The sequence below is a fragment of the Loktanella gaetbuli genome, from assembly GCF_020531945.1.
In the GTDB taxonomy this organism is placed as follows: Bacteria; Pseudomonadota; Alphaproteobacteria; order Rhodobacterales; family Rhodobacteraceae; genus Loktanella; species Loktanella gaetbuli.
The window spans coordinates 176783-200864 of sequence record NZ_JAJATZ010000004.1 but is presented as its reverse complement, the minus strand read 5'-3'; the positions used below and the strand labels follow the sequence as shown (position 1 = coordinate 200864).

Here is a 24082-nt window from a genome sequence, read left to right as displayed (position 1 = left end):
CCCCCGTCCCGACAATTTCAAAATACGACAAAGGGTCCGACATGAACCGCACATTGGGCGTCTGCTATTACCCGGAACACTGGCCCGAAACGCAGTGGGCATCCGACGCGGCCCGCATGGTCGCAGCGGGCCTGACCTGGGTGCGGATCGGTGAATTCGCGTGGCAGCGGATCGAGCCCGCCCCCGGTACGTTCGACTGGGACTGGCTGGATCGCGCCGTGGCCGTGCTGGGCGACGCCGGGCTAAAGGTCGTGATGGGCACGCCGACCGCGACGCCGCCCCGATGGCTGGTGGACCAGATGCCCGACATGATCGCCGTCGATGCGCAGGGCCGCCCGCGCAAGTTCGGATCGCGCCGGCATTACGATTTCAGCTACCTGCCCTACCGTGACGCCTGCCGCCGTATCGCGCGCCTGATGGGCGAACGCTATGGCCGCAATCCGCATGTGGCCGCCTGGCAGATCGACAACGAATACGATTGTCATGACACTTGCCTGTCTTATTCGGACGCAGCCCGTGCTGGTTTCCAGGACTGGCTGGCGCAGAAATATCAATCCACCGACGCGCTGAACCGCGCCTGGGGCAATGTGTTCTGGTCGATGGACTACGACAGCTTTGATCAGATCGACCTGCCTAATCTGACGGTCACCGAACCGAACCCCAGCCATGTGCTGGATTTCCGGCGCTACAGTTCCGATCAGGTGGTGGCGTTCAACCGCGTGCAGGTGGATGTGCTGCGCGACCTCACCGATACGCCGCTGATCCACAACTACATGGGTCGCACGTTGACCTTTGATCACTATGCGGTCGGGGCCGATCTGGATATCGCCAGCTGGGATAGTTACCCCATCGGCTTTCTGTCCGACCGGATCGAGGGGACCGAGGCCGAAAAACAGGCATTCCTGCGTCAGGGCCACCCCGACAATCAGGCGTTCCACCATGATCTCTACCGTGCCGTCGGCAAGGGACGGTTGTGGGTGATGGAACAGCAACCCGGCCCGGTGAACTGGGCCCCCTACAACCCGGCCCCCCTCCCCGGCATGGTCCGCCTGTGGTCATGGGAGGCATTCGCCCACGGCGCAGAGGCTGTCTGCTATTTCCGCTGGCGGCAGGCCCCCTTTGCCCAGGAACAGATGCACGCAGGGCTGTTGCGCCCCGATGATGCCGAGGCCCCCGGACTGGCCGAGGCGCGTCAGGTCGCAGATGAACTGGCACAACTACCGGACGTCAGCGCGGGCACGGCACCCGTGGCCCTGGTGTTCGATTATGAAAGCGCATGGGCCTGGGATGCCCAGCCGCAGGGCGCGGATTTCGAGATGTTCCGCCTTGCGTTTGCAGCATACCGTGGCTTGCGCAAACTGGGGCTGAGTATCGACATTCTGCCCCCCGATTGCGCCGATTTGTCTGCCTACAAACTGGTGCTGGCCCCCGGTCTGCTGACCCTGTCGGACAACCTGCGCGACGCGCTCGCCCGGTTCACGGGCGTGGCCTTGATCGGGCCGCGCACGGATGTGAAGACCCCTGATCTGACGATCCCCAATCCGATGGGACCCAATCTGCCCGGCACCGATGTGACCGTCACCCTGACCGAGAGCATCCCGCCCTCGGATGCGATCGCACTGGAGGGCGGCGGTGCCTTCCGCCACTGGTTCGAGGCACTCGACGGCACCGCCACCGTTCATCACCGCACCGCCGACGGACGCCCTGCAATCATGGGCGGCGACCATCTGCGCTATCTGGCAGGCTGGCCCTCGGATGAGACATTTGTCGATATCCTGCGCACCACCTGCGCAGAGGTCGGCGTCGCGACACAGGATATGCCCGGCGGCCTGCGGCTGCGCGAAACGCCAGAGGCCACATTCGCCTTTAACTATGGAGCAGATCCCGTCGATTGGAACGGTCAGACAATCCCCGCCGCCGGTGTCGCATGGGTGAAACGATGACCCCGTTCGGCACGACCAAAACGGGCGAGGACGTCCACGTCCTGACGCTGACCCAGGGTGATCTGCGCGTCGATCTGCTGACCTACGGCGCGCGCTTGCAGGACGTGCGGCTGGCCGGTGTGCCGCACAGCCTGACGCTGATGTCCGACACGCTGTCCGACTACGAGGGGCCGATGCCATACCACGGCGCATTGGTGGGTCCTGTCGCAAACCGCATCGGCGCTGGTCGTGTGACGCTGGATGGCATGATGTATGAACTGGAACGCAATCAGGACGGTCGCATGACGCTGCATTCGGGCAGCGATGGCATGCATGCCCGCGTCTGGCAGGTCATCGACCACGCACCGGACGCGGCGACCCTGCAGCTAACCTTGCAGGATGGCGATTGCGGATTGCCCGGCCAACGCGTCATCACCGCCCGGTTCAAGATCACAGCACCCGCGACACTGACCATGGACCTGACAGGCACCACGGACGAGCTGACCCTGATGAACATCGCGAACCATTCGATGTGGAACATGGACGGCAGCCGAACATGGCAGGGTCACAGCCTCGGGATCGCGGCCGAACATTATCTGCCGACCGATGCCGATAACCTCGTGACAGGCGAGATCGCACCCGTGGCCGGCACCGGCATGGATTTTCGCACAGCGCGCACGCCCGTGCCAGGTGATCCGATGCTGGACCACAACTTTTGCCTGTCGGACCAGCCAACGGCCCTGCGCGAGGTGGTGACGCTGACCGGAAAAAGCGGCTTGCGAATGACGCTGGCGACCGATCGCACGGGCGTGCAGGTGTTCGACAACCACGTAGGCCTACGCCCCGGGGCTTCCCCCTACGAGGGGTTCGCACTCGAAGCGCAGGACTGGCCGGACGCGCCGGCACACCGCGATTTTCCGTCTGTCCTGCTGAAACCTGATGCCCCCTATCGCCAGACAACGACCTGGCGCTTTGACCGGACGGAATAACCGCGCGAAATGCGCAAATTCGGTTTGACACCCCGGCGCAATGGGCCTAGTTCAGCGCCCGTGGTGAGGCGCGGTAGCTCAGTTGGTTAGAGCGATCGACTCATAATCGATAGGTCGGGAGTTCAAGTCTCCCCCACGCCACCACCCTTTTCAGACAGTCTTGATGCCTGCGCATGATGGTGCCGTCGGCGTTTGGCAAGCGAACTGCCCACGGCAGGTTTTGCGGCTTGCACAGCGGCTGCGTCGTGGTCACAACTTGCGGCATGGATATTCTTGCAGCACTGCGAACCGAACTGGGTGATGATGCCGTCGTGACCGGCGACGCCATGGGACCTTGGTGCCACGATTGGACAGGTGGCTACACCAGCGCGCCCCTTGCCGTGGTCCGGCCACGCGATACCGTAGGCGTCAGCGCGGTGATGCGGGCGGCGCAGGCCTCGGGCACGGCGGTCGTGCCGATTTCTGGCAACACTGGCCTGAACGGCGGTGCGTCAACGCAGGGCGGCCTGTTGCTGTCGCTGGACAGGATGAAAACGATCCGCGCCATCGACGCCACCGCGCGCAGCGCCGTGGTTGATGCAGGCGTGATTCTCTCGCAGATGCACGACGCTGCCGCGGCGCATGACCTGATCTTTCCGCTGACCTTTGGCGCGCGCGGGTCGGCGATGATCGGCGGGGTCTTGTCGACCAATGCGGGCGGATCGAATGTCCGGCGCTATGGCAATACGCGGGATCTGGTGCTGGGGATCGAAGCCGTACTGCCGAACGGCCGCGTGATGGACCTGATGGGACACCTGCACAAGGACAACACCGGCCTGAACCTCAAGCATCTGATGATCGGGGCCGAGGGCACGCTGGGCATCATCACGGCGGCCGTGCTGCGCCTGTTTCCCAAACCCCGCGCCTATGCCACCGCGATGGTCGCACTGAACGATCTGGGGCCGGCCCTTGACCTGCTGAACCGCGTGCAGGACGCAAGCCGCGGCGCTGTCGAGGCGTTCGAATTCATGCCCGACACCTATATCGACGGACATCTGGCCATCAAACCTGACGCAAGACCCCCGTTCGACCGACGCTATCCGGTCAACATCCTGATCGAGCTGGGTGCCACGGCAGCGCAGGACACCACGCCGCTGGCCGACGGCACCGTGCCGATCACCAACCTGCTGGAGGACATCCTCGGCCAGATGATCGCGGACGGCACCGTGCTGGACGCCCATGTCGTCGCATCCGAGGCGCAGCGCAGGGACATGTGGGCCCGCCGCGAGGCCGCGGGCGAAATCGGGTTTCGCAAACGGCCATTGGTGGACACAGACGTGGCCGTCGGCCTGACCGACGTGGATGCCTTTCTGCGCAACGTCCGGTCGGGTCTGTTGGCACTGGACCCGGATGCCACCGATTGGGCCGTGTCACATCTGGGTGACGGCAACGTCCATTATGTCGCCTATCCCAGCCGCGACGACCCCGCGTTGATCCACGCGATCCGCGCCATGGTCGATGCCGTGACGGCGGACCTGAACGGGTCCTTCAGTGCAGAACACGGCATCGGCCTGTCCAAACGCATCAGCATGGCCCGGCACAAGGACCCCGCCGCACTGGATGCGATGCGCGCGATCAAGGCAGCCCTCGACCCGCACGGGATCATGAATCCGGGTAAAATGCTGCCGGACGCCTAGTCAAAGAAACCTTCGCCCGCCTCTGCCAGCAGTTTTGCCGCCATGTCGCGGCCCATGTCGGGGCCCTGTTCGACCCAGCCTGTCGCGACCTCGGTCAGCACGCGGCTGCCGTCATGGCGCAGGATCTCCCCGCGCAGATGCAGGGTATCGCCGTCCAGTTCGGCCAGCCCCCCGATTGGCGTCTCGCACGACCCGTCCAGCCCCGCCAGCAGCGCCCGTTCGGCGGCCAGACGGTGGCCCGTGGGCGCGTCGTGGATCGCAGCCAGCATACGGTCTGCCCTGTCGTCCCCGATACGCCGTTCGATCCCGATGGCGCCTTGGGCAATCGCGGGCAGCATGTCGTCCGGCGAAATGGGGAAATACGGCACATCGGCCATGCCCAACCGGTTCAGACCCGCCGTCGCGAGGAATGTTGCATCCGCGACTCCATCCGCCAGTTTTTTCAACCGGGTCTGCACGTTGCCCCGGAATTCGACCACTTGCAGGTGCGGAAACCGGGCCGCAAGCTGCGCGCGGCGACGCGTGGATGACGTGCCCACGACCGCACCATCGGGCATTTCGGCCAAGGACCGGTATTTCAGCGAGACGAACGCATCGCGCACATCCTCGCGCGGCAGGTAGCAGTCCATCACCAGCCCGTCAGGCTGCCGGGTCGGCATGTCCTTGGTCGAATGGACCGCGATGTCGATATCGCCCGCCAGCAGCGCCTCTTCGATTTCGCGGGTAAACAGGCCCTTGCCGTCGATTTCGCGCAGCGGTTTGTCCAGGATCTGATCACCAGTGACCTTGATCACCGTGATTTCAAAGGCCTCCTGCGGCAAGTCAAAGGCAGCCGAGAGGCGCGCGCGCGTCTCATGCGCCTGTGCCAGCGCCAGCGGCGAACCGCGGGTGCCGATCTTGAAGGGAGCGTCGGGTGTGGGCATTTTTTCTGTCATAAGTGTTTGTTAGCGGTGTCACGTTCGCTTGACAACGGCAGGTGTCACGTTGGATCAAAACCCCAGACAAAAGGGACTGATATGACAAAAACTATCCTGCGCGCACTGGCGGGCGAAACACTGCCGACACCACCGATCTGGATGATGCGGCAAGCGGGTCGATACCTGCCGGAATACAAGGCGACCCGCGCGCAGGCGGGCGATTTCCTGTCCCTGTGCTATAACCCCGAACTGGCGGCCGAGGTCACGTTGCAACCGATCCGTCGCTACGGGTTTGATGCGGCGATCCTGTTTGCCGATATTCTGTTGCTGCCGCAGGCATTGGGTGCGGACCTGTGGTTCGTCACGGGCGAAGGCCCGCGCCTGTCCACGATCACCAGCCAGTCCGATCTGGACAAGCTGGGTCCGGTCGACGACATCGACGAGGTGCTGTCCCCCATCTACGAGACAGTTAAAATCCTGTCGCGGGAATTGCCGTCCGAGACGACATTGATCGGTTTCGCAGGCGCGCCCTGGACCGTCGCGACCTACATGATCGCAGGTCAGGGCACACCCGATCAGGGGCCTGCGCACAGGCTCAAGGACGAGGATCGTCCGGTTTTCGAGGCCCTGCTGGACAAGATCACCGAAGGCACGATCCACTACCTGTCCAAACAGATCGAGGCCGGTGCCGAGGTCGTCAAGATTTTCGACAGCTGGGCCGGGTCACTGACTGGCGCTGATTTCGAAAAATACGCCGTGGCCCCCGCCGCGCGCATCACCGCCGCGCTCAAGGCGAAACACCCCGGCGTGCCGGTCATCGCGTTTCCGCGCGGCGCGGGTGAAAAGTACGAAGGGCTGCATCAGGCCATCGGTGCCGATTGCATCGCGCTGGATGACGGCGTGACCGCTGGCTGGGCCGCGGGTGCCGTGCAAAAGGACGGCTGTGTGCAGGGCAACCTCGCCTCGCGCCACATGGTCAGCGGCGGCGATGATCTGGTGCGCGAAACGCGCGCGATCTGCGACGCCTTTGCCAAGGGGCCACATATCTTCAACCTTGGTCACGGGATCACGCCGGATGCTGATCCGGCAAATGTGCAACTGATGATCGACACGGTGCGGGGCGGCTGACCCATGTATGTGCCGCCCGCCTTTGCCGAGGACCGGCCAGAGGTTTTGCACAAAGCGATCCGCGATATTCAGTTCGCCGCACTTGTCACGCAGACGGCAGAGGGCATGCAGGTGACGCATGCCCCGCTGCTGTTGCGCGACACGGGCCCGGTGGTGACGCTGGAAACCCATGTCGCGCGCGGCAATCCGCACGCCGGCGCGTTGTGTGCAGGCCACCCAACCGTTGCGATTTTTCAAGGACCGCAGGCCTATATCTCGCCCTCGTTCTATCCCAGCAAGGCAGAGCACGGCAAAGTCGTCCCGACCTGGACCTACATCGTGGTGCACGCGCATGGCACCGTCGCACCGATGCAGGACGATGCCGACCTGTTGCAACACCTGCACGATCTGACCGACCACAACGAACGACCGCGTGCAGAACCGTGGTCCGTCAATGATGCGCCTGACGGCTATATCGCCGCGCGCCAACGCGGCATCATCGGGCTGCGCATGACCGTCGACCGGATCGAAGGTGCGTGGAAAATCAACCAAAACAAACCAGAGGCCGACCGCAACGGCACCGCTGACGGCCTTGCGGCCAGTGGCGAAATGGGCCGCGCCCTCGCCGACGTGCTGCGCGCCGCACGCTAGAGGGGCGTCAGCCCTTCGATCTGCGGCAGCGGCGCAGGCTGCGTGACAAGGTGTGACTTGCGTTTTTCGTAGAACGCATTTCCACCCGCCGTGACGACGTAATGCATGTTGTCATAGGAAAAACGGTGATCCTTTTGATGGAAAAACCGCGCGCCGCCGACCATCGGGTGCCGTTCGCCCGCCAGCACCGCGCGGGCGGCAGCCTGCACGCCTGGCATGGCGGCAGAATTCATCGGGCGTGTCATGACGCCGGGCGCAAACTGGTTACGCTGGCCGACCACGCCGCAGACCGTGTTCGGAAAATCAGGCGACGCCACGCGGTTCATCACGACAGTACCGACAGCCATTAATCCGTCACGGCTGGATCTGTGCGATTCAAAGAACATCGCCCGTTCCATGCATTCAACGCTATCGTCACTGAACCGCATCTGCGGCCCATCCGTCACGTCGTCCTTGCCGCCAAAGAACCCGCAAGCGGTCGTCAGCGACAAAACTGCCGCCATCGTCCCCAGACGCAAAGCCGAAGTTGCCATCATATCATGTCCCCGAAGCTCGTTTGCGACAGATTATGCGCAAGGTGCTGGATCGCTCAAGACAACATTGCGCCATGCGCGCCGCACCGCCGTCAGACCCATTTCGCCAGTGGTGGCAGGCTCATCAGCACGGCATTCGCGTCGTGCCCGGTGGTCAGGCCGAATTTTGTACCCCGATCATAGACCAGGTTGTATTCCGCATAGAGCCCGCGATGGATCAGCTGTGCATCCTTGTCCGCGTCCGACCAGGGCATGTCGCGGCGCCGTTCCACAAGAGGGACATAGGCGGGCAGGAATGCACGGCCGATGTCCTGCGTCAGGGTGAAATCAGATTCCCAGTCGCCGGTGCAGTGGTCATCCATAAAGATGCCGCCGACGCCACGCGCGCGATTGCGGTGCGGGATGTAGAAATACTCGTCCGCCCAGGCCTTGAGCCGGGGATAGTGGTCGGTGCCATGCGGGTCCAGATGCGCCTGCTGCGTGGCGTGGAAATGGGCGGTGTCCTCTTCGTATTCGATGCAGGGGTTCAGGTCGGACCCGCCGCCGAACCACCAGGCGTGGGGTGTCCAGAACATGCGCGTGTTCATGTGCACCGCAGGGGCATGGGGGTTTTGCATATGCGCGACCAAGCTGATGCCCGACGCCCAGAAACGCGGATCGTCCGCCATGCCCGGCACACCGCGCGCGGCCATGGCACGCTGTGCCGCCTCGCCCAGCTGGCCGTAAACCGTCGAGGTGTTCACACCCACCTTTTCAAAGACCCTGCCACCGCGCATCACGGACATGACACCACCGCCCGCGTCCGATCCATCCTCGGACGTGCGCGCAGTCACCGTGCGTTCGAACCGGCCTGCGGGCAGGTCGGCCGTGGGGCCACTGGTCTGGCTGTCTTCCAGTCCCTCAAAGGCTGTGACGATCTGATCGCGCAGGGTTTCAAACCAGCCGCTGGCGCGCGCCTTTTCGGTATCCATCAAATCAGCCATCAACCCTTGCCCCCGTGATATTGCATAACATCTTATGCCTTGCTCCACTCGACCGGACCAGAGCAGTTCAGAGGATTTTCACGATGAAATGGGTAATCGCACTTGCGCCGCTGGCCGTCATGGCCGCCTGTGCCACGCCACAGGAACAATGCCTGTCGAATGCAACGCAGGACCTGCGGATCAATGCCTTTTTGATCGCCCAGACCGAGGCCAATCTGGAGCGCGGCTTTGCCGTTGACCAGCAGCAGCGCGTGACGCGCAGACCCACGTTCTGCCGGACCGAGGACAACGGTTTCCGGTTTGGCTGTACCGACGTGCGCGTGCGCAATGTGGCGGTGCCGCAGGCAATCAATCTGGAAACGGAACGCGACACGCTGGATCAGTTGCTCGCCACACGCGCGCAACTGCAGCGCCGGACCGATGCCGCCGTGGCCGAATGTCGGCGGATGTTTCCTGCCTGATCAGTGAACCGAAACGGCGGCCGGATCCAGCAGGGTGCGGCCACCGTCCACGGTGATGACCTCGCCCGTGACAAAGCTGGCGGCATCAGAAGCCAGATATTGCACGGTATCCGCCACCTCTGCCGCGTTGGCGATCCGGTGCATCGGCGTGCTTTCGATGATGGCCGCACGCGCGTCGCCGTGATCCTTGATCCAGCCGCGCAGCGATGCCGACAACACCGATCCAACGGATACGGCGTTCACTCTGATTTTCTCGGGGGCGAGGGCCACGGCCAGACTGCGGGTCATCTGTTCCAGTGCCGCCGAAGCGATGGAAAACCCCAGCAGTTCGGGGTGTGCACGCCGGGCGGAAATCGACGACAGGTTCACGATGCAGCCGATGCTGGAATCGTCAGGTGCAGCATCGCCAGCCTGTTTGATGAACCGCCGCGCGACCGCCTGCGACAGGCGCAGCGGCAGCAGCAGGTTCTGGTCCAGCATGTTGCTGACCGATGTATCGTCGGGGTCAAGCGGTTCGGACGGGATGACCTGTCGCGCCGCGTTAACGAGGATATCCACCCGGTCAAAGGCATCGACCGTCGCAGACAGCAGGTTTGCCACCGCCAGTTTTTCGCGCAGATCGCCCGAGAACAGCAGCACGTTGTCCTCCTTGGCAAGCTCGCCCACCTCTTCGGTCAAGGCCGCCTCGTCAATGTCGGCAAAGACGACATTCGCGCCTGCGCGCACGAAACTGCGGGCAACCGCAAGGCCCACACCATTGGCAGCACCGGTCACGATGGCCGTGCGGCCCTTGATCGAAAATGACATGATTGTCTCCTGTCAGGATGTGCCGGGGCGACTGGCGTGGAACAGCTTGAACGCCCCGTCGCCGGGCAGTTCTTCGACCCGCCGGAAATGATCACGCAGCGCGGCCTCGTAGGGCAAATGCCGGTTGGCGACCATCCACAGTTGGCCGTTCGGGGTCAGCATCCGCGCAGCCGCGGCGATGAACCCCTGCCCCAGCGCAGGCGTGCCCTTGGACCCCGTATGAAACGGCGGGTTCATCACGATACCGTCGAATTTGCGGTCCGGCCGGAACGTCAGCGCATCGGCCCAGTGGAACGTCGCACGTGGATCCTTGATGTTCAGCCGTGCACAGTCGAGGGCCAGCGCCTCGGATTCGACCAGCGCCAGTGACGTCACCTTGTCACGGCGCAGAATTTCGCTGGACAGATAGCCCCAGCCAGCCCCCAGATCGGCCATTGCACCGGGCAGTTTTGCCGGCAGTGCCCGCGCCAGCAACGCGGAGCCACGATCCACATCGCCATCGGAAAACACGCCCGCCGTCGTATAGTGACCCGCCGCATTCGGCGCAGGTGCACCGACCGCCCAATCGGCGAATGCGTCGGTGGCCGGAAACCAGAAAATGCGGCCATGCGCCTTGGGTATGGACGGCAGGTTGCCCAGACGTTTGCGGCAGGCGCGGAACAGACTGTCGATCCCGTCGCTGCGCTGGCCGTCAACGACGACGAGACCGCCACCCGCTGCGGCCTGCGCTACGAGCGATTGCGCAAGCGCCTTGAACCGGGGCACGACAACGATCGTGGTCGCACCGGGGCCCGCATCGGTCGTGACCGTGTAGCCAGCCGCGCGAAAGGCCTCGACCTCTGGGGCGTGGGTATGCTGGATCAGCACGTCTTGACCCATCAGTGGCGAAAGGTCGGTGTCCATGTTGGGACGCATGACGGTCACGGGACCGTCCGGCAGGGTCAGCGATCCGTCGGCCAAGGCGGTCGCGAGGCGGGAAAGAGCAGCCATCAGGGCGGAACAGCGCGGGGCGCTATTCCTTCTCCATCGTGCATTGCAGCGGATGCTGGTGACGTTGGGCGTAATCCATGACCTGCGCCACCTTTGTTTCCGCGATTTCGTGACTGTAGACGCCGGCGACAGCCACGCCTTTCTTGTGGACCGTCAGCATCAGGTCAAACGCCTGTGCATGAGTCATGCCGAAAAACCGTTCCAGTACCATGACGACGAATTCCATCGGCGTGAAATCGTCATTCAGGATCAGCACCTTGTACAGGGGCGGACGTTTGGTTTTCGGTTTGGTCTTCAGGGCGACGCCGATGTCGTCCTGACCATCGTCATCATCGTCCCTGTCCGCCATCATCTGCTGGTTCAAGCGCATCACAATCCCGGTTCGATCCATGTCGGTGAGACGTCTATATAACCTTGATAGGCCTGGTGAAAACCCCCGGCGGCGAAACGCCTCAATCCGTCGCAGATCGGCGGATTGTCGCAGCGCGCGGTGGCCACCTACCGCATGTGGCACAAACAACCCGCCACACCCCCTAAATGTCGTATTGTGCCGAAACAACACGGCACAAGCCCTTTTGAAATCGGGACTTTTCGTCGTCAGGCTGTTCGTGCTAGCGTGGCTTCAATGAGTAATCACCGGGGCAAACTCCGGGATACCGAGGCAGACAAAAAGGCAGGTGACGTGCAAAATCGTCCTATCTCCCGCACTCTTCGTGCGACTATCGTTGTATTGCTTATCACGATGCTCAGCCCTGTGGCGGCGTTCGCTGCCCCCTATGCTGCGTTGGTGATGGATGCCCGCACCGGAGAGGTGCTGCATTCGCGCAATGCCGACACCCGGCTTCATCCGGCATCGCTGACCAAGATGATGACGCTTTATATCGCGTTTCAGGCCATTCAGCGTGGTGAAATCACGCTGGACACCGAGGTCCGCATTTCATCCAAAGCCGCAAGCGAACCCCCGTCCAAGCTGGGGCTACAGGCCGGACAGACGATCAAGCTGCGGTTCCTGCTGCGAGCCGCTGCCGTAAAATCCGCCAACGATGCCGCGACAGCCATCGGCGAGGCAATTTCAGGATCCGAAGAGGCCTTTGCGACCCGGATGAACCGCACGGCCGCCGCGATGGGCATGACCAACACGACATTTCGCAACGCACACGGCCTGACCGAAAACGGGCACCTGTCCACCGCCCGCGACATGAGTGTGCTGGGCCGCCACGTGATCTATGATTTCCCGCAGTATTATAACCTGTTCTCGCGCCGTACCGCAGACGCCGGGATCCGGCAGGTCAGCCATACCAACACGCGTTTCCTGAACAGCTATACCGGGGCCGACGGCATCAAGACCGGTTTCACCAACGCCGCCGGTTTCAACCTGACGGCATCGGCGCAGCGCGGTCAGGAACGCATCATCGCCACCGTTTTTGGCGGCACATCCACCGCGCAGCGTAACGCCCGCATGACCGAGCTGATGGACATGGGATTCAACCGCGCTCCGGCCGTCGCCACGCTGCAACGTCCCGACATCCCCGCAACCACCGGAACCGAACAGGTGGCCATGGCCGGCAACGCACGCCCCACGACGCAGAACGGATCAGGCAAAACCGTGCGCGTGACAGGCCGCGTCAGCGAGGCGCTTCGCCCCGCGATGCGCCCTGCACCAGAGGTCCCCGTCGCACTGGCCGTGAACACCACCAGCATCGAGGACGCCCTGGCCGAGGCAATTCAGGTCAGTTCTGCCCCTGCGGCACAGCCCATGGCCCCTGCCCCCGAGGTCGTCACCCGCATTTCGACCTCTGGCGGGCGGCATTGGGGCGTGAACGTGGGCCGATTCAATTCCCGCTACCAGGCGGAAAAGGTTCTGATCCAGGTTGCCCTGAACGAGATGAGCACCCTCGAAGGTGCTGTGCGCCGCGTGACGCAGCGATCAGGCGGGTTTGACGCGAATTTCATGGGTCTGACCCGCGAGGGCGCCGACTTGGCCTGTCGCAGGCTTCAGGCGCGCAACCAGACGTGTTTCATGTTGGGCTCCGAGGGCTGAGGCAAACGGGCGATCGGTTCAGATCGCCCGACCCTCGAATGCGGCCGCCATCAACGCACGGGTATAATCAGTGCGTGGATTGTCAAAAATATCGGCAGCAGGTCCAGCTTCGACCACGTCGCCCTGTTTCATCACCATGACCTTGTGCGACAGGGCGCGCACGACCTTCAGGTCGTGGCTGATAAAGATGTAGGCAAGGCCGTAGCGCTGTTGCAGATCGCGCAGCAATTCCACGATTTGCACCTGCACCGTCATGTCCAGCGCCGATGTCGGTTCATCCAGCACCACCAGTTTCGGGCGCAGGATCATGGCGCGCGCGATCGCGATACGCTGACGCTGACCGCCCGAAAATTCGTGCGGATAGCGGTCCATCAGATCGGGCGACAGCCCCACCTCAGTCATGATTTCAGCCACCATGTCGCGGCGTGGTCTGCCTGGGTCGATATTGTGGATGGTCAGCCCTTCGGCGATGATCTGTTCGACCGTCATGCGCGGCGACAGGCTACCGTAGGGGTCCTGAAACACGATCTGGATGTCGCTGCGGTAGGGGCGCATCTGTCGCTGGCTCAACCCGTCGATGCGGTCCCCCTGAAAGGTGATCGCCCCCTCTGACCGGATCAATCGCATGATCGCAAGCGCCGTCGTCGTCTTACCCGACCCCGATTCGCCCACGATGCCGATGGTTTCCCCCGCCCTGACGGACAGCGTGGCATCGTTGACCGCCTTGACGTAGCCGGCCGTGCGTTTCAGCAGACCGCGATAGATCGGGAACCAGATTTTCAGCTGTTCGGTTTGTGCGACGACGGGTGCATCCGCAGCGACAGGGGCAGGCACGCCTGCGGATTCGGCAGCCAGCAGCATCTGTGTATAGGGGTGTTGCGGATTGCCGAAAATCTCGGCCGTGGGGCCTGTTTCCACGATCTCGCCGTCCTTCATCACGCAGACGCGGTCCGCGATCTTGCGCACGATGGTCAGGTCGTGCGTGATGAACAGCATCGACAGGCCCTGGCTGGCCTTCAGCTCGGCCAGCAGATCCAGGATCTGCGCCTGAATCGTCACGTCCAGCGCCGTTGTCGGTTCGTCCGCAATCAGCAGGTCAGGACCATTGAGCAGCGCCATCGCGATCATGACCCGCTGGCGCTGGCCGCCGGACAATTCGTGCGGATAGGCGGTCAGGCGGCGTTCGGCGTCGCGGATGCCCACCTGTTCCAGCATCTCGATCACGCGGGCACGCACCGCATCGCCGCGCAAATCCTGATGCAACACGATGGATTCGCCCAGCTGCCGTTCGATCGTATGCAGCGGGTTGAGCGAGGTCATCGGTTCCTGAAAGATGAAACTGATGTCGTTGCCACGCACACGGCGGAGGTCTGCCTCTGACGCGCCCAGCATTTCGCGGCCCTCATAGGTGATCGACCCGTCGGACTGCGCCGAATCCCCCAAGAGCTGCACCGTGGACAGCGCCGTGACGGATTTGCCCGACCCGGATTCACCGACCAGAGCGACGGTTTCACCGCGCCCCACGGTGAATGACACACCCCGCACCGCATGGGTCACGGCCCCATCCTGCCTGAACCGCACGTTCAGGTTCGACACCTCGAGAACTGGTTTCATTGAAACGTCTTTCTGGGATCGAATGCGTCACGGATCCCTTCGAAAATGAACACCAGCAGCGACAGCATCACGGCAAAGGTCACGAATGCCGTGAACCCCAGCCAAGGTGCCTGAAGGTTCTGTTTTGCCTGCAGGGTCAATTCGCCCAGCGACGGGGCCGAGGACGGCAGACCAAAGCCCAGGAAATCAAGGCTGGCCAGCGTCGCGATGGACCCGGTCACCAGAAACGGCAGCATCGTGACGGTCGCCACCATGGCGTTGGGCAGCATGTGGCGGAACATGATGGTGCGGTCACTGACGCCCAGCGCACGGGCGGCCCGGACATATTCGAAATTGCGCGCGCGCAGGAATTCGGCACGCACCACACCCACCAGCGCAGGCCAGCCGAACAGCACGGTCAGGAACACCAACAACCAGAAACTTCGCCCAAGAATCGCAAAGACGATGATGATGACATACAGGGACGGCGTGCCCGTCCAGATTTCGATGATCCGCTGGAAGATCAGGTCCGTCCATCCGCCGAAGTATCCCTGTACGGCACCTGCAACGACGCCGATCAGCGATGCAGCCGTTGTCACGATCAGCGCAAACAGGATCGACAGCCGGAATCCATAGATCACCCGGGCCGCCACATCGCGTTTGGTGTCGTCCGTGCCCAGCCAGTTGTTGCCGTCGGGTGCCGATGGGGCCACGCCCGGAATATCCACGATCGTGTCATAGCTGTAGGGGATCAGCGGCCACAGCATCCAGCCCTTGACGAAATCGGGATCGTCAATGCTGCCGGCCTCGGCCGCGTCGATCAGTCCTTGCGGGTCATCGAAACAGGACAGCAGACCGCCTGTCTTGATCAGGCATTGCACCTCGACATCGGTATAGCCCGCCTCGGTCGGGAAATCGCCGCCGAAATCCTGCTCGGAATAGAACGAGATGATGGGCGCGCGCACCTCGCCCCGGTAGCTGACCAGCAACGGTTTGTCGTTGGCCAGCACTTCGGCGAACAGCGACAGTCCGAACAGAATGCCAAAGATCACCAGCGACCACAGCGCCCGGCGGTTGCGTTTGAAATTGCGCCAGCGGCGCTGGTTCAGCGGCGACAGCCGTGGCTTGCGACGCGCGGGGGCGGTTGCAGCGCCGCCCGTCAAGGCCACGTCAGAGGCTTCGGTCTGGCTCATGTCAGCCCCTCCCCTCGAAATCGATGCGCGGGTCGATCAGCACATAGGTCAGATCGGTCAGGATGCCGACGATCAGTCCCAGCAGCGAAAAGGCGAACAGCGTGCCGAACACCACCGGATAGTCACGCGCGACCGCAGCTTCGAATCCCAGACGGCCCAGACCGTCCAGCGAAAAAAGCGTCTCGATAATCAGCGACCCCCCAAAGAACACACTGACAAACAGCGCTGGAAAACCTGAAATCACGATCAGCATGGCGTTGCGGAACACGTGTTTATACAGGATCTGGCGTTCGCCCAGCCCCTTGGCCTTGGCGGTGATGACGTATTGTTTCTTGATCTCGTCAAGAAAGCTGTTCTTGGTCAGCAGCGTCAGCGTGGCAAAGGATGAAATCGTCAGCGCCGTGACCGGCAGGATGATGTGCCACAGATAATCCAGCACCTTGCCGACCAGTGACAGCTCTTCGAAATTGTTGGAGGTCAGGCCACGCAGCGGGAAAATCTGGTAATAGCTGCCGCCGGCGAACAGCACGATCAGCAGGATCGCGAACAGAAAACCCGGGATCGCGTAGCCTACGATGATCGCCGCAGAGGTCCAGGTGTCAAACCGCGTGCCATCGCGGATCGCCTTGCGGATGCCCAGCGGGATCGAAATCAGATAGGCGATCAGCGTGGACCACAGGCCCAACGTGATCGAGACGGGCATTTTTTCCATCACCAGATCGAACACGCTGATGGACCGGAAATAGCTCTCTCCGAAATCCAGCCGCATGTAGTTCCACATCATGTTCAGGAACCGTTCCAGTGGCGGTTTGTCGAAACCGAATTCGGCCTCCAGTTCCGCGATGAAATCGGCGGGCAGACCGCGACCACCAATATAATCGGAATCGCCGCCACCCGTTATTTCGCCACCCCCACCCGAGATGCCCTCGAACACGTCACCGCCGCCTTCCATGCGGGCGATGATCTGTTCGATCGGCCCGCCAGGGACAAACTGGATCAGGGCAAAGTTGATGATCATGATCCCCAACAACGTGGGAATCACCAGCAACAACCGTCTCAGGATATAGGCGCCCATGGTTACTGTGTATCGCCGCCGGCAGTGATGCCCAGCTCTGCCGCGCGATCAGCGTCGTACCACCAGAAATCAATCTCGCCCAAGGCATAGGGCGGCAGTTCGGCGGGGTGGTCGTATATGTCATAATAGGCGACGGTATGCACGGCCTTGAACCACTGCGGCACGTTGAACCGGATGGTGCGCAGCGCACGATCCAGCGCATGTGTGGCGGTCGTCATTTCCTCGGTCGTGGTGGCATTCACGACGGCGTCGATCAGGCGGTCGATCCCTTCGTTTTTCAGATACATCAGGTTGCGACTGCTATCCTCTGCGGTCTCGGACCCGAACCACTGGTACAGCACCTGACCGGGTTCCAGCCCCATCTGAATGCTATGGGTCAGCATGTCCCAGTCGCCCGACCGGCGGCGTTCGGTTTCCTGTGCCGGATCCACGCGGTCCAGCACCGCATCAATGCCGAGGCGCGTCAGGTTCTGCACATAAGGGTTGATGATGCGGTCCCAGCTGGGGCTGGATTCAAGGAATTCGACGCGCAGCACTTCGCCGTCCTTGCGGCGCATGCCGTCATCACCGGCAATCCAGCCTGCCTCGTCCAGCAGGGCCGATGCCCGGCGCAGATTACCGCGATCCAGCTGGTTGCTGGTCGATACCGGCGGCATCACGACCTCATCCGTCAGGATGCTGGCGTCGAACAATCCCTCATCCACCAGTGGTTGCAGCAGCGCCAGTTCACCTTCGGACGGTGTGCCCGTGGCGGCCAGTTCGGAATTCGACCAGAATCCGGTGACCCGATCATACAGGCCATAGAACAGAGTTTCGTTCGACCATTCGAAATTGAACATCAGGCCCAGCGCCTCGCGCACGCGGGGATCCTGGAATTTCTCGCGACGCAGGTTGAAAATGAACGATTGCGCGGACGCGAGGTTACCGTCCGGCAATTCCGTCTTGATCACCGTGCCGTCCTGAACGGCGGGGAAATCATAAGCCGTCGCCCATTGCAGCGATGAAAACTCGTTGCGGAACCGGTAGATGCCGGCCTTGAACCCCTCGAGCGCAGCGGACCCGTCAGCAAAATATTCCAACCTGATGCTGTCGAAATTGTTGCGCCCCACATTCAGCGGCAGATCCGCGCCCCAGAAATTCGGGTTGCGCACATAGGTCAGATCGCGGCCATAGTCGAACGAGCCCAGCATATAGGCCCCGGTCCCCATCGGCGGGGTGTCCCATGATTCGTCCAGACGGCGGTCCGACGCTTCCCATTCTGCCTTGGAAAACGGGGAAAAGATCGACGCAAGGCCCACGCGCGCGCGCAGCGGTGCCTGATCGGTGAACGTGTATTTGAACCGGTAGGTGTCCAGCACCTCGAAATCGGAAATCTGATCGTTCACGACGGCCAGAAATTCCGGCAGGCCCTGTTCCATGAAGAGATTGTAGGTGAATTCCATATCCGCCGCAGTCATCGGGCTGCCGTCGGAAAAGGTGACATCCTCGCGCAGGTTGATGATGACGTAGGACAGATCCTCGGGGTATTCGATGGTGGTGCACAGATAGCAGTACAGCGTCGTCGGATCATCCGCCGTGGCGATCATGATATCCTCGAACGGGGTGGTGGACAGGGCCGCCGCATTGCCCAACCGCGTGAACTGGTTGAAGCTGTCAAAGGTGCCCAACACGCTTTGCGACATTTCCCCACCCTTCGGCGCGTCGGGATTCACATAGTCCAGATGCGTCATGTCGGGACCGTATTTCACGTCGCCGAAATACGAATAGGCGTGCGTTTCGATCAATGCCTCGTCCTGCGCCACGGCTTGGTCGGCCCAAAGTGCGGCCCCGAACAACAACGTGCTGCCCAGCAGTGCGTGACGGGTGCGGTTGACGATACGGGGGCGGCAAATGGCTTGGGGCATTGGACTCTCCGTTGCGTGGGTCGCGACACGGTAACGCCCCGGCTGGGCCAGCATCAAGTTGAGAATATGTTATCTGACGACAAGGTCATGTCGGCGCACAAAAAAACCGCGCCCCGAGGGGCGCGGCTGTGACCATTGGGCGCGGCCTGCCTCAGCTGCCGGGGTTCGACGCCAGATAGGCGATCAGGTTCGCGCGGTCGGCAGGGTCCGGCAGACCCCGGTATCCCATTGCGGTTCCGGGTGCCCAACCCTGCGGGTCCTCGAGAAACGCATAAAGGTTTTCCGGCGTCCAGACATCGGCGGCCTCTTCAAGAGCACCGGAATAGTTGTATCCCGCCACCGCGTCGATATCACGACCAACCACATCGTACAGGTGCGGGCCTACGCCATTTTCGCCTTCGGCCAGTGCATGACAGGACCGGCAGTTGCGGAACACACCTTCGCCTGCGGAGGCATCTGCTACAGCGAACGCTTCTTCAAACGTGACTTCGACAACTTCTTCGACGGGGCCGGTATCAGCCTCGGGCACCTCGACCAGATAGCCCTGTGCATGATCCTCGTCATGGCTGCCAGCGCCAACATAGATCAGTTCGGCGGCCCATCCGCCCAGCATGAACACCAAAAGTGTGCCGCACAGTCCGCCAAGGACCTTGGTCATCGTCATTGTGTCGAACATGTCGCGTTCTACCTCGCATTAAAACTTTGCCGCCGTGTAGCCGTTTTCACCCGTCCAGTGCAAGGTATAGTGGCGCGTCGAAACGCCCCAAACCGCAGGCAAGGGGCCAGGCACAGCCATTTATCCGGGAAAGACCATAGCATGAGCGGACATATCGCGTTTCAGGGTGAACTGGGTGCCTACGGCCATCAGGCCTGCGTCGAGGCGCAACCGGATTTCACCCCCCTGCCCTGCGATACCTTCGACGACACGCTGGCGGCCGTGCGCGACGGGCGCGCCGATCTGGGCATGATCGCGATCGAAAATTCCACTTATGGCCGGGTGGCCGACGTGCATTCCCTCTTGCCCGAAAGCGGCCTGCATATCGTCGGCGAAACGTTCGTGCGGGTGCACGTCAACCTGCTGGGCGTGCCGGGCGCATCGCTGGCAGACGTGCGCGAGGCCTATGGCCATGTGGTCATCCTGCCGCAATGCGCGACATTTTTGCGCGACCACGCCATCCGCGGCGTGGTCAGTTCCGACAATGCCCGCGCAGCACGCGAGGTTGCAGCGGCAGGTGACCCCAGCCGTGCGGCGCTGGCATCCGAACTGGCCGCCGACATCTACGGACTGGACGTGCTTGCCGCACATATCGAGGACCACGCCCGCAATACCACGCGGTTCGTCGTCATGGCGCGCGATCCCGACCACAGCCGGCGCGGCGACGGCAAGATGGTCACGTCATTCGTGTTCCGGGTCCGCAATATCCCAGCCGCGCTCTACAAGGCGATGGGTGGTTTCGCGACCAATGGCGTCAACATGACCAAACTCGAAAGCTACATGGTCGGCGGCACGTTCCGCGCCACCCAGTTCTATGCGGAAATCGAAGGTCATCCCGAGGACCCGAACGTCCGGTTGGCGCTGGATGAGCTGGACTATTTCACCAATCATTTGCGCATCATGGGCGTGTTCCCCGCCGCCCCCCGCAGGTTCGAACAGCGCTGATCAGCTGCGTGTCGGTTTTTCGCGGTTTTCGATGCTGGCGGCGAAATCGGCCACACGTTTCTTGAACCGGTTGGTCAGGTTCGATTTCGCCAGTTTCAGCGATTGCAGCAGCAGGCGCGCGGACAGTGTCTTGGCCGACAGATCAATGGCCATCGACATCCGCGTCTTGTTTTGTGACAGCGGCAGCAGTTCGATCGTCGACACGCCGTTCAGACCGTTGGCAACCAGCGTCAGTTCCAGCAGGTTGGGTTTTTCCATCCGGGCGACCGTCGCCGTGATCGTGCGCGCCCGTCCACGATAACTGAACGCCACATCCCAGACGCTGCCGACCCCGGCAATCCCGTCGGGGTCCGTGCGACGCACCTCGGCACCACGACGGATCATCTGACGCTCGAAGGTGTCGAAATCCGTGACCCGAGCAAACACGACGTCGATCGGGGCCTCAATGTCCTCGCGCGCGCTGAATTTCATGCTTCAACCTTACATCTTCGCGGGCGCAAGATACGCCTGTCACATCAGTCAAGTGTGTCAGATAACCAGTTTTCTAACAGAAAGTGAGCTATTGCGCCGGGCCGTGCGGGTTTGATGTCGTGGTGTTGCCCCGCGAATACATCGGCCATTTCCTCACGCGTGACCCAGCGGGCATCCTCGATCTCGGCGGGATCGATGGTGATCGCCGTGCTGGTCGCCTCGCCCCGCATCCCGCACATCAGCGACGCTGGAAACGCCCAGGGCTGGCTGGCGAGATAGCTGACTGCGCCTACCGTGACGCCAGCCTCTTCGAACACCTCACGGCGCACGGCGGCCTCCAGCGTCTCGCCGGGTTCGACAAACCCCGCGAGCAAGGAATACATGCCTTCGGGCCAACCGGGGGACCGACCGACGAGCACAGAATTCTGATGCGTGATCAACATGATGACCACTGGATCGGTGCGCGGAAAATGATGCCGCCCACAAGCGGCACAATCGCGCTGCCACCCCGCCTGTGTCGCAACACTTGCCGCGCCGCAATTGGCGCAAAACCCGTGAATCGCGTGCCAATGAAACAGGGAACGCGCCGTCGCCGCCAGTTCGGCATCCTCTCGCGACAGCCGCGTCATGGCACTGCGCAGCTCGACAAAGGTTGCCTGCGGCACGGCCGGATGTGCCTGCTCGGTCTGGTCCGAAAAGCTGTCCAGATGGGCCACGTCAGGACCCGCGGGCGTCCAGTCGGACAGATCAGCCGCAAAAATCGCACGACCCCCGCTGCGCGCCAAAAGAAGGCGCATGTCGCGCGCATCCGACAGCGCCGGATGATCGTGGCGCAGCCGCACCAGCGCATCCCCCGCGACCAAGGGTTTGCCGCGCCAGAGCGCGATCACATCCGAATCAGCAATGTGGGCGGCAGAATCGGCGCGCCAGTCAGCCGCGCGATCCAGATTGGCACCTGCAAAGGTGACGGTTTCTGCAATTTTCATGACCCGTTGAATGGCACGCTGGCTAACAAAGCTCAATATTTGCAATTTTTGTTTACAAATCTTTCAGCGCGATCCTCTTAGGGTTGCAAAGCACCCGGTGATCGTTCGATTTAAACACATGACAACTAGACCACCGATCATTGTCTCCGCGCCCTTGCGGATCTTGCAGACGACCGATCTGCACATGTCATTCACCGGCTACAATTATTTCGGGACGCAACATGCGACGCCATCGGGGTTGTTTGGCCTCGCGTCGCTGATTGCGCAGGCCAGACGCGCGGCCAGCGCCTCTATTCTGGTGGATTGCGGTGACTTTTTGCATGGCACGCCGCTTGCCGATGAAATCGCGCAGCGCGATCTGCAGCCGCATCCCATCGCGGCAGCGTTCCAGATGCTGGACTACGATGCCATCACGCTGGGGAACCACGATTTCGAATTTGGCCTGCCCTACCTTGCCGCAGCCCTGAGGCCCTGTGCAGACCGCATCGTGGCAAGCAATCTGCGCAAGGCACCGATCGAGAACCTTGCGAACCGCTGGAAGATCATCACCCGCGACCTGATGTGTTCGGACGGCGTGTCGCGCCCGATCCGGATCGGCCTGCTCGGCTTTGCACCGCCACAGATCACGGACTGGAGCGCGGACAAACTGGACAATGCACTCGAGATTGACGACGCCGTTTCCGCCGCACGGACCTATCTGCCGCAGCTGCAAAGGGCGGGTGCCGATATTGTCATTGCCCTGTGTCACGGCGGCCCGTCAGCGGATGGCCAGGCCTACAGGTCGGAAAATCCGGCGGCGGCCCTTGCGGCCTTGCCCGGTATCGACGTGGTGCTGATGGGACATCTGCATCGCAGTTTCCCGGGACCGGACTTTGGACAATTTCCACAGGTGGATACTGTCAGCGGCACGATACACGGCAAACCCGCGATGATGCCCGGTCCACACGGCGAACATCTGGGGCAGCTGGATCTGACGGTTGTACTGGATGCGCAAGGCCGCTGGTACCCGGCCCGGCATCATATCCAGTTGCTCTGTCCCGGTCCTGGCCAGGTGTCCGGGCCCGGCGATCTGTCCGCGCGTCTGTCACCGGTCATCGCCCCGGCCCATCGTGCCACGGTGGCGCGACTGTCGCAGACGGTTGGTCGATCACCCGTTGCGATGCACAGCTATTTCGCAACCATCGGGCTGGACGGCACCGCCGATCTGCTGGCGCGCGTGCAGGCCGACGTCGTGCGCGCAGGTTTGTACGGCACCGATCTCGCCACACTTCCGATCCTGTCCAGCACCGCATCCTTTGCCGCAGGCGGACATGCTGGTGCGCAGAACTTTGTCGATATCCCAAAAGGTCCGCTGCGACTGCGCGATTGCACGGCGATCGCGCCGTTCGACAATCGCATTTGCGCCGTCTTGCGGCGGGGCTGGCAAATCCGGGACTGGCTGGAACGCAGTGCGACCTATTTCAACCAATTGGTCCCGCAGAAGACCGGGCAACCCTTGTTGTCAGGCCGCACTGCATCCTACCATTTCGACACCATTTATGGCCTCGACTATGTCATCGACCTGTCGGCGAAACCGATTGTGGCAGGCAGCATGGCCCAGTCCGCGCCCCGCATCCGCGACATCCGGCTGGGTCAGACGCTGCTGAATGATGATGCGCTGGTGATCGTCGCAACCAGCGCCTACCGGGCGCGCGGCGGCGGCTCTCTTGTTCGGGCAGAAGAATCCGACATCGTCTATACCTCGCAGATCGGGTTGCGCAGCGCCCTGCAGGATGCGCTGTCGTCGGGGCGGATCACCCCGCGCGAGGCGCAACCTGTCTGGCGTTTTGCCCCCTTGCGGGTGCCAGTGCCTGCTTTGTGTCGGCCATGGCCGCACAGGATCACCTGGCGGGTGTGCCGCATGTGACCGCAGGCAATCCACTGGATGACGGGTTCATGCAATTTCATCTGCGGTTGTAGGCCGGGCCGGGTTGCACTGATTTTCGCAGCCCCCTATATATAGGGCGAGAGGTTGGCGCGGGCGAGTGCTTCGCCAACCTGGTCAGGACCGGAAGGTAGCAGCCACAACGAATACCGCTTGGGTCGTTGTCAACCTCTCACCCCCACTCATGACCCCCAGCGGG

General features: G+C 62.4%; 22 protein-coding genes, 1 tRNA gene and 1 other RNA gene. 11 read left to right on the top strand and 13 right to left on the bottom strand.

The genetic code is table 11. The annotated features are described in order from the left end of the window. The first annotated feature begins 41 nt into the window (after positions 1 to 41). The 4 genes from LGQ03_RS10395 (at position 42) to LGQ03_RS10380 (ending at position 4587) form a co-directional block, all read left to right on the top strand. On the top strand, positions 42 to 1943 hold the full coding sequence (locus LGQ03_RS10395) for a beta-galactosidase (protein ID WP_226748336.1): 1902 nt from the start codon (positions 42 to 44) through the stop codon (positions 1941 to 1943). Next, positions 1928 to 2911: an aldose epimerase family protein gene (locus LGQ03_RS10390; protein WP_226748335.1), complete on the top strand. Its 984-nt coding sequence runs from the start codon at positions 1928 to 1930 to the stop codon at positions 2909 to 2911. The genes LGQ03_RS10395 and LGQ03_RS10390 overlap by 16 nt, the downstream gene beginning before the upstream one ends. Before the next feature lie 67 nt (positions 2912 to 2978). Further along, positions 2979 to 3055: transfer RNA gene (locus LGQ03_RS10385), tRNA-Met, on the top strand. Positions 3056 to 3174: 119 nt separating this feature from the next. Further along, positions 3175 to 4587 (top strand): FAD-binding oxidoreductase, encoded by a 1413-nt coding sequence (locus tag LGQ03_RS10380; RefSeq protein ID WP_226748334.1) that lies wholly within the window; start codon positions 3175 to 3177, stop codon positions 4585 to 4587. On the opposite strand, the gene hemC is transcribed toward LGQ03_RS10380, so the two are convergent. After that, on the bottom strand, positions 4584 to 5522 hold the full coding sequence (gene hemC / locus LGQ03_RS10375) for a hydroxymethylbilane synthase (RefSeq protein WP_090159019.1): 939 nt from the start codon (positions 5520 to 5522) through the stop codon (positions 4584 to 4586). The two genes, LGQ03_RS10380 and hemC, sit on opposite strands and share 4 nt — an antisense overlap. 81 nt (positions 5523 to 5603) lie before the next feature. Between hemC and hemE the strand changes: the two genes are divergently transcribed. Beyond that, positions 5604 to 6632: a uroporphyrinogen decarboxylase gene (gene hemE, locus LGQ03_RS10370; protein WP_226748333.1), complete on the top strand. Its 1029-nt coding sequence runs from the start codon at positions 5604 to 5606 to the stop codon at positions 6630 to 6632. Positions 6633 to 6635: 3 nt separating this feature from the next. After that, positions 6636 to 7262 (top strand): FMN-binding negative transcriptional regulator, encoded by a 627-nt coding sequence (locus LGQ03_RS10365; protein WP_226748332.1) that lies wholly within the window; start codon positions 6636 to 6638, stop codon positions 7260 to 7262. Here the strand turns inward: LGQ03_RS10365 and LGQ03_RS10360 are convergent. Continuing rightward, positions 7259 to 7798 carry a cell wall hydrolase gene (locus LGQ03_RS10360; protein ID WP_404807647.1) on the bottom strand — a complete coding sequence of 180 codons (540 nt, stop codon included), beginning with the start codon at positions 7796 to 7798 and terminating at the stop codon, positions 7259 to 7261. The two genes, LGQ03_RS10365 and LGQ03_RS10360, sit on opposite strands and share 4 nt — an antisense overlap. A gap of 89 nt (positions 7799 to 7887) precedes the next feature. Next, a complete protein-coding gene (gene hemF / locus LGQ03_RS10355; RefSeq protein WP_226748331.1) occupies positions 7888 to 8778 on the bottom strand; it encodes an oxygen-dependent coproporphyrinogen oxidase in 891 nt (296 codons plus the stop codon). A gap of 83 nt (positions 8779 to 8861) precedes the next feature. Between hemF and LGQ03_RS10350 the strand changes: the two genes are divergently transcribed. Continuing rightward, positions 8862 to 9239: a hypothetical protein gene (locus LGQ03_RS10350; protein ID WP_090159023.1), complete on the top strand. Its 378-nt coding sequence runs from the start codon at positions 8862 to 8864 to the stop codon at positions 9237 to 9239. Here LGQ03_RS10350 and LGQ03_RS10345 read toward each other — a convergent pair whose 3' ends face one another. Genes LGQ03_RS10345 through clpS form a run of 3 tightly spaced genes read right to left on the bottom strand, consistent with a single transcriptional unit; the run spans position 9240 to position 11406 of the window. Beyond that, positions 9240 to 10046 (bottom strand): SDR family NAD(P)-dependent oxidoreductase, encoded by an 807-nt coding sequence (locus LGQ03_RS10345; protein WP_090159024.1) that lies wholly within the window; start codon positions 10044 to 10046, stop codon positions 9240 to 9242. A 12-nt stretch (positions 10047 to 10058) separates the two neighbouring features. Continuing rightward, positions 10059 to 11036: a class I SAM-dependent methyltransferase gene (locus LGQ03_RS10340; protein WP_226748330.1), complete on the bottom strand. Its 978-nt coding sequence runs from the start codon at positions 11034 to 11036 to the stop codon at positions 10059 to 10061. 22 nt (positions 11037 to 11058) lie between these two features. Further along, entirely contained in the window at positions 11059 to 11406 is a 348-nt protein-coding gene (gene clpS, locus LGQ03_RS10335; RefSeq protein ID WP_056036708.1) for an ATP-dependent Clp protease adapter ClpS, read from the bottom strand. Between the two features lie 372 nt (positions 11407 to 11778). On the opposite strand from clpS, the gene LGQ03_RS10330 reads away from it, so the two are divergent. Then, positions 11779 to 13077 (top strand): D-alanyl-D-alanine carboxypeptidase family protein, encoded by a 1299-nt coding sequence (locus tag LGQ03_RS10330; RefSeq protein WP_226748329.1) that lies wholly within the window; start codon positions 11779 to 11781, stop codon positions 13075 to 13077. Between the two features lie 18 nt (positions 13078 to 13095). On the opposite strand, the gene LGQ03_RS10325 is transcribed toward LGQ03_RS10330, so the two are convergent. The 5 genes from LGQ03_RS10325 to LGQ03_RS10305 all read right to left on the bottom strand — a co-directional run bounded on the left by LGQ03_RS10325 (position 13096) and on the right by LGQ03_RS10305 (position 19518). Beyond that, positions 13096 to 14691, bottom strand: a complete 1596-nt coding sequence (locus tag LGQ03_RS10325) for an ABC transporter ATP-binding protein (RefSeq protein ID WP_226748328.1) — start codon at positions 14689 to 14691, stop codon at positions 13096 to 13098. Further along, positions 14688 to 15863, bottom strand: coding sequence for an ABC transporter permease (locus tag LGQ03_RS10320; protein ID WP_090159028.1), 1176 nt, complete (start codon positions 15861 to 15863; stop codon positions 14688 to 14690). Before LGQ03_RS10320 ends, LGQ03_RS10325 begins: the two co-directional genes overlap by 4 nt. Position 15864: 1 nt before the next feature. Then, positions 15865 to 16938 carry a microcin C ABC transporter permease YejB gene (locus tag LGQ03_RS10315; RefSeq protein WP_226748327.1) on the bottom strand — a complete coding sequence of 358 codons (1074 nt, stop codon included), beginning with the start codon at positions 16936 to 16938 and terminating at the stop codon, positions 15865 to 15867. A gap of 2 nt (positions 16939 to 16940) precedes the next feature. Continuing rightward, entirely contained in the window at positions 16941 to 18842 is a 1902-nt protein-coding gene (locus LGQ03_RS10310; protein ID WP_226748326.1) for an extracellular solute-binding protein, read from the bottom strand. Between the two features lie 151 nt (positions 18843 to 18993). Further along, positions 18994 to 19518, bottom strand: coding sequence for a c-type cytochrome (locus LGQ03_RS10305; RefSeq protein WP_090159031.1), 525 nt, complete (start codon positions 19516 to 19518; stop codon positions 18994 to 18996). Positions 19519 to 19659: 141 nt separating this feature from the next. Between LGQ03_RS10305 and LGQ03_RS10300 the strand changes: the two genes are divergently transcribed. Continuing rightward, complete coding sequence (locus tag LGQ03_RS10300) at positions 19660 to 20502, top strand: prephenate dehydratase (protein WP_090159032.1); 843 nt, start codon at positions 19660 to 19662, stop codon at positions 20500 to 20502. On the opposite strand, the gene LGQ03_RS10295 is transcribed toward LGQ03_RS10300, so the two are convergent. Together LGQ03_RS10295 and nudC are read right to left on the bottom strand one after the other, a co-directional pair. Beyond that, a complete protein-coding gene (locus tag LGQ03_RS10295; protein ID WP_090159033.1) occupies positions 20503 to 20973 on the bottom strand; it encodes an SRPBCC family protein in 471 nt (156 codons plus the stop codon). Positions 20974 to 21017: 44 nt separating this feature from the next. Next, a complete protein-coding gene (nudC, locus tag LGQ03_RS10290; protein WP_226748325.1) occupies positions 21018 to 21959 on the bottom strand; it encodes an NAD(+) diphosphatase in 942 nt (313 codons plus the stop codon). A gap of 118 nt (positions 21960 to 22077) precedes the next feature. Here nudC and LGQ03_RS10285 point away from each other — a divergent pair, with 118 nt between their 5' ends. Continuing rightward, entirely contained in the window at positions 22078 to 23865 is a 1788-nt protein-coding gene (locus tag LGQ03_RS10285; RefSeq protein ID WP_226748324.1) for a metallophosphoesterase, read from the top strand. A 98-nt stretch (positions 23866 to 23963) separates the two neighbouring features. Further along, positions 23964 to 24061: signal recognition particle sRNA small type (gene ffs / locus LGQ03_RS10280), an RNA gene on the top strand. Positions 24062 to 24082: the final 21 nt, after the last annotated feature.

Excerpts from the sequence above, each read along its gene's own strand:
- LGQ03_RS10395 (WP_226748336.1), top strand. The coding sequence starts at position 42 with ATGAACCGCACATTGGGCGTCTGCTATTACCCGGAACACTGGCCCGAA.
- LGQ03_RS10390 (WP_226748335.1), top strand. The coding sequence starts at position 1,928 with ATGGGTGAAACGATGACCCCGTTCGGCACGACCAAAACGGGCGAGGAC.
- LGQ03_RS10380 (WP_226748334.1), top strand. The coding sequence starts at position 3,175 with ATGGATATTCTTGCAGCACTGCGAACCGAACTGGGTGATGATGCCGTC.
- hemC (WP_090159019.1), bottom strand. The coding sequence starts at position 5,522 with ATGACAGAAAAAATGCCCACACCCGACGCTCCCTTCAAGATCGGCACC.
- hemE (WP_226748333.1), top strand. The coding sequence starts at position 5,604 with ATGACAAAAACTATCCTGCGCGCACTGGCGGGCGAAACACTGCCGACA.
- LGQ03_RS10365 (WP_226748332.1), top strand. The coding sequence starts at position 6,636 with ATGTATGTGCCGCCCGCCTTTGCCGAGGACCGGCCAGAGGTTTTGCAC.
- LGQ03_RS10360 (WP_404807647.1), bottom strand. The coding sequence starts at position 7,798 with ATGATGGCAACTTCGGCTTTGCGTCTGGGGACGATGGCGGCAGTTTTG.
- hemF (WP_226748331.1), bottom strand. The coding sequence starts at position 8,778 with ATGGCTGATTTGATGGATACCGAAAAGGCGCGCGCCAGCGGCTGGTTT.
- LGQ03_RS10350 (WP_090159023.1), top strand. The coding sequence starts at position 8,862 with ATGAAATGGGTAATCGCACTTGCGCCGCTGGCCGTCATGGCCGCCTGT.
- LGQ03_RS10345 (WP_090159024.1), bottom strand. The coding sequence starts at position 10,046 with ATGTCATTTTCGATCAAGGGCCGCACGGCCATCGTGACCGGTGCTGCC.
- LGQ03_RS10340 (WP_226748330.1), bottom strand. The coding sequence starts at position 11,036 with ATGGCTGCTCTTTCCCGCCTCGCGACCGCCTTGGCCGACGGATCGCTG.
- clpS (WP_056036708.1), bottom strand. The coding sequence starts at position 11,406 with ATGCGCTTGAACCAGCAGATGATGGCGGACAGGGACGATGATGACGAT.
- LGQ03_RS10330 (WP_226748329.1), top strand. The coding sequence starts at position 11,779 with ATGCTCAGCCCTGTGGCGGCGTTCGCTGCCCCCTATGCTGCGTTGGTG.
- LGQ03_RS10325 (WP_226748328.1), bottom strand. The coding sequence starts at position 14,691 with ATGAAACCAGTTCTCGAGGTGTCGAACCTGAACGTGCGGTTCAGGCAG.
- LGQ03_RS10320 (WP_090159028.1), bottom strand. The coding sequence starts at position 15,863 with ATGAGCCAGACCGAAGCCTCTGACGTGGCCTTGACGGGCGGCGCTGCA.
- LGQ03_RS10315 (WP_226748327.1), bottom strand. The coding sequence starts at position 16,938 with ATGGGCGCCTATATCCTGAGACGGTTGTTGCTGGTGATTCCCACGTTG.
- LGQ03_RS10310 (WP_226748326.1), bottom strand. The coding sequence starts at position 18,842 with ATGCCCCAAGCCATTTGCCGCCCCCGTATCGTCAACCGCACCCGTCAC.
- LGQ03_RS10305 (WP_090159031.1), bottom strand. The coding sequence starts at position 19,518 with ATGTTCGACACAATGACGATGACCAAGGTCCTTGGCGGACTGTGCGGC.
- LGQ03_RS10300 (WP_090159032.1), top strand. The coding sequence starts at position 19,660 with ATGAGCGGACATATCGCGTTTCAGGGTGAACTGGGTGCCTACGGCCAT.
- LGQ03_RS10295 (WP_090159033.1), bottom strand. The coding sequence starts at position 20,973 with ATGAAATTCAGCGCGCGCGAGGACATTGAGGCCCCGATCGACGTCGTG.
- nudC (WP_226748325.1), bottom strand. The coding sequence starts at position 21,959 with ATGAAAATTGCAGAAACCGTCACCTTTGCAGGTGCCAATCTGGATCGC.
- LGQ03_RS10285 (WP_226748324.1), top strand. The coding sequence starts at position 22,078 with ATGACAACTAGACCACCGATCATTGTCTCCGCGCCCTTGCGGATCTTG.